General features: G+C 73.0%; 10 protein-coding genes and 1 pseudogene. 7 read left to right on the forward strand and 4 right to left on the reverse strand.

The window, feature by feature from the left end; genetic code table 11:
• Positions 1 to 78 (forward strand): annotated as a pseudogene (locus AB0C20_RS33695) (alpha/beta hydrolase); the annotation flags it as partial.
• A 37-nt stretch (positions 79 to 115) separates the two neighbouring features.
• On the opposite strand, the gene AB0C20_RS33700 reads toward AB0C20_RS33695, so the two are convergent.
• Both AB0C20_RS33700 and AB0C20_RS33705 read right to left on the reverse strand, forming a co-directional pair.
• The gene (locus AB0C20_RS33700; RefSeq protein ID WP_266302568.1) at positions 116 to 1390 is read right to left on the reverse strand and encodes a hypothetical protein; all 1275 of its coding nucleotides are present in this window, start codon (positions 1388 to 1390) and stop codon (positions 116 to 118) included.
• Positions 1391 to 1685: 295 nt separating this feature from the next.
• Positions 1686 to 2561, reverse strand: coding sequence for a hypothetical protein (locus AB0C20_RS33705; protein WP_357188648.1), 876 nt, complete (start codon positions 2559 to 2561; stop codon positions 1686 to 1688).
• Positions 2562 to 2725: 164 nt separating this feature from the next.
• Here AB0C20_RS33705 and AB0C20_RS33710 point away from each other — a divergent pair, with 164 nt between their 5' ends.
• The 5 genes from AB0C20_RS33710 to AB0C20_RS33730 are packed head-to-tail and all read left to right on the forward strand — an operon-like array spanning position 2726 to position 5155.
• Positions 2726 to 2917: a hypothetical protein gene (locus AB0C20_RS33710; protein WP_357188646.1), complete on the forward strand. Its 192-nt coding sequence runs from the start codon at positions 2726 to 2728 to the stop codon at positions 2915 to 2917.
• Positions 2914 to 3294 (forward strand): Asp23/Gls24 family envelope stress response protein, encoded by a 381-nt coding sequence (locus AB0C20_RS33715; protein WP_357188644.1) that lies wholly within the window; start codon positions 2914 to 2916, stop codon positions 3292 to 3294. Before AB0C20_RS33710 ends, AB0C20_RS33715 begins: the two co-directional genes overlap by 4 nt.
• A gap of 1 nt (position 3295) precedes the next feature.
• Positions 3296 to 3817 carry a hypothetical protein gene (locus AB0C20_RS33720; protein WP_357188642.1) on the forward strand — a complete coding sequence of 174 codons (522 nt, stop codon included), beginning with the start codon at positions 3296 to 3298 and terminating at the stop codon, positions 3815 to 3817.
• Positions 3814 to 4374 carry a hypothetical protein gene (locus AB0C20_RS33725; RefSeq protein WP_357188640.1) on the forward strand — a complete coding sequence of 187 codons (561 nt, stop codon included), beginning with the start codon at positions 3814 to 3816 and terminating at the stop codon, positions 4372 to 4374. The genes AB0C20_RS33720 and AB0C20_RS33725 overlap by 4 nt, the downstream gene beginning before the upstream one ends.
• 55 nt (positions 4375 to 4429) lie before the next feature.
• Complete coding sequence (locus tag AB0C20_RS33730) at positions 4430 to 5155, forward strand: helical backbone metal receptor (protein ID WP_357188638.1); 726 nt, start codon at positions 4430 to 4432, stop codon at positions 5153 to 5155.
• 41 nt (positions 5156 to 5196) lie between these two features.
• Here AB0C20_RS33730 and AB0C20_RS33735 read toward each other — a convergent pair whose 3' ends face one another.
• Complete coding sequence (locus AB0C20_RS33735) at positions 5197 to 6138, reverse strand: TerC/Alx family metal homeostasis membrane protein (protein WP_357569519.1); 942 nt, start codon at positions 6136 to 6138, stop codon at positions 5197 to 5199.
• Positions 6139 to 6367: 229 nt separating this feature from the next.
• On the opposite strand from AB0C20_RS33735, the gene AB0C20_RS33740 reads away from it, so the two are divergent.
• Positions 6368 to 6760: an FKBP-type peptidyl-prolyl cis-trans isomerase gene (locus AB0C20_RS33740; protein ID WP_357188634.1), complete on the forward strand. Its 393-nt coding sequence runs from the start codon at positions 6368 to 6370 to the stop codon at positions 6758 to 6760.
• Positions 6761 to 6838: 78 nt separating this feature from the next.
• On the opposite strand, the gene AB0C20_RS33745 is transcribed toward AB0C20_RS33740, so the two are convergent.
• The gene (locus AB0C20_RS33745; protein WP_357569520.1) at positions 6839 to 7225 is read right to left on the reverse strand and encodes an STAS domain-containing protein; all 387 of its coding nucleotides are present in this window, start codon (positions 7223 to 7225) and stop codon (positions 6839 to 6841) included.
• Between the last annotated feature and the right edge of the window lie 150 nt (positions 7226 to 7375).

Genomic DNA, 7375 nt, shown 5'->3' on the forward strand with positions numbered 1-7375 from the left:
CTGAACGCCGGCCACCGGGTGATCACCTACGATCGCCGGGGATTCGGCGCCTCCAGCCAACCGGACACCGGATACGATGTCGCCCCGGGTGGCCGGCCGCCGTTGGTACGTCAGCTCAGTTGACGTCGATGCGCACCGAGTCGAAGGCGGGGGTCTGGTTGGCCCGCTCCATCATCGGCAGGCGGTGCGAGCCGTCACCGGCCCAGACGGAGCACTGGGCGGTACCGGACTCCGGCAGGCCCGGAATCTGGATCGTCACCTCGTCGGGCTGGGCGCCGCCGCGGCCGTCCTCGGTCGCGACGAAGAAGGCGGGCACCTCCTGCGGCTCCGGCGGAGCGGTCAGGCTGTCCAGCATCCGGCAGGCGGTGTGGAAGTGACCGCGGACCAGGCCCTGGTCGTTGAGGAGCGAGCTCTCCACGTAGTAGCCACCCTGACCGGCGGCCAGGAAGCGGTCCCGGACCAGGTTGCGGGTGCTGACCCTCAGGGTGAAGGGCTGGTTCTGGCCGACCTGCTCGGGGAACTGGGTGATCAGCAGCGACGGGTTGTTGGCCGCCGCGCCGACCTCACCGAACTCGGTGCTCACGCAGCGGTTGCCGTTCTGGAAACCGTCGTGCGGCTGGAGCCGGCTCTCGTCGCAGTCGTTGGCGAGTACGCCGAGCCCGGCACCGGGCGCGGTGCCGCCGCCGTTGTTCCCGCCGCCGTTGTTGCCACCGCCGTTGTTGCCACCGCCGGGGGTGGTGGTGGGCGTGGTGCCGCCGCCGTTGTTGCCGCCCGTGCCGCCGGTGGGCTGCACCTGGCACTCGGCGAGCTGCGCGAGGCCCTGCGGCCGGGGTCCGGCCCGGTCGATGGCGGTCGTGATCCGATCCAGCACGGCGCGGCGCTTGCCGGCCAACGGTTGGAGGATCGCGTTGCGGATGAATGCCTCACCCTTGTTGCCCTCGGCGGCGAGCCGGCGGTCCGCCTCGGCGATCTGGGTCTGCAACTGGGCGAGGTTGCGGTCCACCTCGGCCCGCGCCCGGTTCGGCACCTGCGGCAGTTTGGCCGCCACGTCCGGACAGGCGATGGCCGTGCCGGTGCCCACAGTGCCGTCCTTGCCGTCCTCGCACTCGGGGACCGACTGCTGTCCGTCACCCCAGTGATTACGCACCCACCGACCGTTCTGCCAGGTCCGGCTGGTCGAGCCGCCACCAGTCGGCGCGGTCGCGCCCGGGCTCGGCTCCACGCACTGCCCGGAAGCCGGACGTGGCTTATTTGTCCGCCGGTCCTGGGCCGACGAAATCTGAGTCACGGCGACAACTCCGCCGAAGACCGCGAGCGTGCCGACAACTGCCAGCAGACGCTTGCTCCGCGCGTTGCCGGAAGGCCGGCGCGCCCGAGTGGACCTGCGCATCGAATTGCTCTCCTTCTCGATCCGGTAGTGGATTTCTGCCCTCGGCGGACCGACGGATGTGAGGTGGCACGCCGCGGTGGCGACCCACCGTGACCTACCCGGTAATGCGTCGATGGCCGACGATGCCCTTTCCGCACCGTCTCCCGCGCCCGGTGGACGCGGATGGGGAGATCCTGTTCATTCGCGCAGGAGTACGGGGCGGCGGCCGGGAAGGTTCAACAGACGCACAGGAAATTGCCGGGGCCGGACACGGAGCCGGTGCCGAGCAGGGATCAGCAGGTGAAACGGGCGCTGGTCAGTCGGCGCAGAGGTGGTCGAAGGCGAACCCGCCGACCAGTTCGTGGCGGCGCTGGCTCAGCGCGGCGATCTGCGCGGTCCACTCGGCGCGCGACAGCAGGTCGGCGACGGCGTTCTCCCGCAGTCGCTCCCCCACGGCGACGGCGGCGAGATCCTCGGCCAGCCGGGCCGCGTCGATGCCGCAGGAGAAACGGTGCTCGGTCACCGAGACCTGCTCGATGAGGCACGCGTCGGGGCGTACGTGCACCCAGCTCCACCCCTGTGCCGGACCGTCCACCCAGCGGACGTGCAGTCCTCGCACGATCGGGTCGGCCACCTGCCCGGCCACGTACACCTCGACCGCCGCCGCGCGGGTCAGCGCGCCGAGGTCGTTGACCGGCCCGGTACGCCCGTCCGGCAGCCGGCCCAGGATGTCCCGGAAGCCCACCGGTGCCGGTTCGGTCCCGGCTGCGGTGGGCCCGCCCGCAGCGTAGGCCCGCGCGTCGATCACGTACTCGACCAGGCGGCGGCCATGATCGGCGGCGCTCAACGTGGGCGACCCGATCCGCAGAACGGGCAGGCCGGCGGCCGCGCCCACCGCGTCCGTGAGCCGCTCCACGCGCTGCTCGGCCGAGCCGGAAGACGGCACCGGGCCGATCTGCACGGCGACGACCGGACGGCCGGTGTCGGCGGCGTAGACCACGAAGTCGAAGCTGGCGCGGCTCGCCGAGGTCCACTGGCTGCCGGTGACGCCGGGCGGGCGACCCTGGAGCAGATCGGTGAGCCGGCGTGCCGCCAGGACCCGATGGCCAGCGCGGCTGAGCAGCGCGTCGCGCCCCGCCTCGGCGGGCATCGCCCGCAGCCAACCGCGGTCGTCGCTCCCGATGCTCGTCATCTGCCTGATCCATCCGCCGGTCGGTCGAGCCGGGCCGAGTCTAGGTGGTCGATCATGGGCCACCGACTTCTCCTGTGACGCGGATCACAGCTACGCCGACGTTCCAGGGATGGCCGCCGGGTGTATCCAGCTACCGCCGGTACCGGACCGGCCCGGAGGTGACCATGTCGCGACAGCAGTTCGGCTTCCTCGCCGGGTTCCTCGCCGTGGCGGTCTGGGCGCTGGCCGGCGTCGGCGTGGCCGCCCTCGCCGTACTCGCCGGCCTGCTCGGCTGGCTGGTCGTCCGGGTGCTCGACGGCGACCTCGCGGTGACCGGTCTTGGCGACCGCCGTGCCGACGTTCGGCGGCGCGGATGACCACCCGCCCGTCCGCGGGGACGAACCCCAGCACCGGACTGGTCGCCGGGACGACAGGTGCGGAACGCCGCCCGGGCGACACCGCGGACGTCGCGCGGATCGCTGTGCAGGCGGCCAGCCTCGTGCCGGGCGTTTCCGTCGTCCGCCCGGCGGCGGTGCGCCTGGATGACCGGTCCGTCGCACTCGATCTGCACCTGATCACCTGGTACGGGCACAGCGTGCCGACGATCGCCGAAACGGTCCGGGCGGTCGTCACCGAGCGGGTGGCCGCCCAGACCGGGCTCAGCGTGGCGGTGGTGACCGTCACCGTGGACGACCTGCTCGTCCCCGGCGTCGACTCCTCCGGCGTCGGTGCCGCCACACCGGAGGACGACTGAGATGCGCACCGCCAACCGGGTCGCCTCGTTGCTGCTGGCCACCGCTCTGCTTCTCGGTGGTGCGGCGGCGGCCGTCCAGGCGCTGCTGCTCACAGTGCACCGACCGACACCGATCGACACCAGCGGCTGGTTCGACGCGCTGAGCGGCACCCGGTGGCGCGACCCCACAGTCCGGGCCGTGGCCGGTGGGGCCCTCCTACTGGGCCTGGTCATCCTCGTCGCCCAGTTGCGCCGCTGGACGCCGGTCCGCCTGCGCGCCGACGAGCGCGACGGCTGGTACCTGCACCGGCGCTGTGTGGAACGGCGGCTCGCTGCCGTCGCCAGCGCGGTGCCGGGCGTCCGCCGCGCCCGGGTCCGGGTCCGACGGCGCGGCGGCCAGTGGCGCCCCCGGGTGCGCGCGACCGGCGACCCAGCAGCCGAGGCGGAGATCGAGTTCGCCGTGCGCCAGGAGTTGCGCCACCTCACCGCACCCCGCCCCGCCCGGATCGACGTCCGGCTGCTGCCTCGGCGACGGCCGGCGTGACCAACGCCGGGCACCGACTGTTGTGGACCATCATCGCGCTGTTGCTAATCGCGGGGGGCGCGGCGGCGCTGACGGCCAGCCTCGGCACGTTGCCCGGCGCCGACCCGGCGGCGATGCTGCTCAGCGCCGAGCTGGTCGATTGGTGGCGGATCGCCGCCCCGTGGAGCACCCTGGCCGCGGCCGTCGCCGGAGCGCTGTTCGCGCTGGCCGGGCAACGCCTGCTGACCCGGGAGCTGCGGGGCCCGGACGGTACGCTGCGCGGCACCCTGAGCCACCCCGGACGCCGGCCGGGCCGCACCCGGCTGGCCACCGACGTCCTCGCCGACGCGCTGGTACGCGACCTGACCGGCAACCCCGGGGTACGCCGGGCCCGGGTGGTGCTCACCGGCGCGCCACCGCACCCCGACGTGTGGATCCGGGTGGACCTCAACGCCGACGCTCCGACCGCCGGCGTACGCGAGCACGTCCGCGCCGCGGTCCGCCGATTCGCGGCGACGACCAACTGCCAGCCCGCGCACCTCGACGTGACCGCCCGCATCGAGCCCGGCCGCCAGTGACCCGACGCCGACCCGAGGGGCATGATCGGTGTCGGCGGCGAATGGAGGTACGCGGGTGCGAGTGGTGTCGCTGGTGCCGTCCCTGACCGAGGCGGTGGCGCTGACAGTGCCGGGAGCGTTGGTCGGGGCCACCGACTGGTGCAGCCACCCGGCCGGGCTCGACGTGGCCCGGGTCGGCGGCAGCAAGTACCCCGATCTGGACCGGGTGCGCGCGCTGCGGCCCGACCTGGTGCTGCTCAACGTTGAGGAGAACCGTCGGGCCGACGCGGAGGCGCTACGGACGGCCGGCGTACCGGTGCGGGTCACCTATCCGCGGACCGTTGCCGGCGCGTTGACCGAGCTGGGCGACCTGCTGACCGAACTGGGTGCACCGACGGAGCCGGACTGGCTGCGGGCCGCCCGGCGGGCGTGGGCCACACCACCCCGGCTGACGGCTACCCGACGCGCGGTGGTGCCGGTCTGGCGTCGGCCGTGGGTGGTGCTCGGCGGCGACACGTTCGCCGGCGACGTGCTGCGCCGCCTCGGCGTTCTCAACGCCTACGACGAGCACCCCGAACGCTATCCCCGCCCGAGCCTCACCGAACTACGCGAACGAGAGCCCGACCTGGTGGTCCTGCCCGATGAGCCGTACCGGTTCACCGCCGACGACGGCCCGGAGGCGTTCCCCGGCGTACCCTGCGCCCTGCTCTCCGGGCGGCACCTCACCTGGTACGGCCCGTCCCTGGCCGAGGCGCCGGCGCTGCTCGCCGACCAGTTGTCCCGGCCGGTGCTGGTCGGCTGACCCCGACCGCCGCCCGACGGCTCAGCCAGCGGTTCGGCGGCTCAGCCAGCGGTTCGGCGGCGGGCGGCCACGGTGCTGGCGCCGATCGAGACCGCCAGGGTCAGCAGCACCACGGCCAGGGTCAACCAGACCGGCAGCTTGCCCACCGGCGTCTCGGCGAGAATCAGCTTCAGCCCGGCGAAGGCCAGTAGCAGCGCCAACCCGTACCGCAGGTAGCCGAAGTGGCGCAGCAGCCCGGCGAGGCAGAAATAGAGGCTGCGCAGCCCCAGGACGGCGAACGCGGTGGCCGTCCAGACCAGGAAGGTGTTCGTGGTGATGGCGAGGATCGCCGCCACCGAGTCGATGGCGAAGACCACGTCGGTGGCCTCGATGGCGACGAGCGCGACCAGCAGCAACGTCGCCACCCGTCGGCCGGCCACCCGGGCGGTGAACCGGTCGCCGTGGTAGCGGGCGTCGGTGGGCACCAGCCGCCGGAACAGCCGGACCACGACATTGCGTTCCGGGTCGACGTCCGGCTTCCCGCGTACGGCCAGCCGCCAGCCGGTCCAGATCAGGAACGCGCCCAGCACGTACCCGGCCCAGGCGAGCCGGTCCAGCAACTCGGCACCGGCGAAGATGAACAGCAGCCGGAAGACGAGCGCCCCCACGACACCCCAGAACAGCACCTTGTGCTGGTAGCCCGACGGCACCTGGAAGTAGCCGAAGAGCAGCGCGAAGACGAACACGTTGTCCACCGAGAGCGCCTTCTCCAGCAGGTAGCCGGAGAAGTACGCGATGGCCGGGTCACCGCCGAGGCCCCACCAGACGACCAACCCGAACAGCAGACCAGCGCCGATCCAGACGGCGCTCCACAGCAGCGCCTCGCGGAGCTCGATGACGTGGTTGTCCCGGTGCAGGAGCATATCCACGGCGAGCAGCACCGCGATCACCGCGCCGACCGCCGCCCAGGCCCACAGCGGGACCGCGACCGTCGCCTCAGCCACCGACGCCCTCCGCATCGACCACCGCGCACCGCCCGTCAACCAGGCCGGCCGGCCCTTTCCGAGCCTAGGTGAACGCCCGACCCGGCATCGGACGGTCGAACGAAGTCGGTGCAGTGCCGGAGGAGGGGGCCGCGGAGCAGGTTGCGGGTCCGCCGCACATCGGTGAGGGGTGATCCGGCAGGATCGACGGTGACCGGACACATCACCCAACACGGCAGGAGATCCCCGCATGACCCAGGCAGCAGGCGCCCAGTCGGGCAAGCCCGAGGTTGGTCCGATCGAGGGTGCACCGCCGGCCGACCTCGTGATCGAGGACATCACCGTGGGCGACGGCCCGCAGGCCGAGCCGGGCCAACTGGTCAGCGTGCACTACGTCGGCGTGTCGCACTCCACCGGCAACGAGTTCGACTCGTCGTGGAACCGGGGCGAGGCGTTCGACTTTCCGCTCGGCGGCGGTCAGGTCATCGCCGGCTGGGACCAGGGCGTCGCCGGCATGCGCGTCGGCGGTCGCCGCCGCCTGACCATTCCGCCGCACCTCGGGTACGGCGACCGGGGTGCTGGCGGCGTCATCAAGCCGGGCGAGACGCTGGTCTTCGTCGTCGACCTGCTCGGCGTGAGCTGACCGATTGTCGGGGTCGCCGGCCAGGCCGGCGGCCCCACGCCCGGGTGTGACGGTGGCGGCCCACCTCGTTGACCAGCGTCAGGCGGCCAGTTGCAGGTCCGTGGTCGCGACCACCGGGCGACGCGCGGCCTCGATCGGCGAGGTCAGCTCCAGAATCGGCATCACGCGATGCAGCCCGCTGACGCGCAGCACCCGCGCCACCACCGGGCTCGGGTCGACCAGGACCAGCTCGCCACCACAGGCCCGCACGCGTAGATGAGCCGCGAGCAGCGTGCGAACGCCGGCGGCGGAGAGCAGCCGCAGCCCGGACAACTCCAGTTGAAGCACCGGGCGGGCCGGCGCGGACCACAGCGCGGACCGGAACGCGGCCACCGTGGCGATGTCGATCTCGCCGGCCACCCGCACGAGGACCATCTGGTCACCCACGCTGACCTGCACGTCCAGCCGGTCGCTGTGCTCTTCCATGCCCAGAAATCTAGCCGGCACCACCGACACTTTCGCCCCTCCACGGAGTGATTCCGGGTACGCCCAGGGGCATACCCCGAGGTACCCCACCTCCCTCTCGGGGTGGAGTCAGGGGCCCGCGCGGCCCGCCGCCCCCGCCGGGGGGTGGTG

It is taken from the genome of Micromonospora sp. NPDC048843 (genome assembly GCF_040649965.1).
GTDB lineage: Bacteria > Actinomycetota > Actinomycetes > Mycobacteriales > Micromonosporaceae > Micromonospora > Micromonospora hortensis.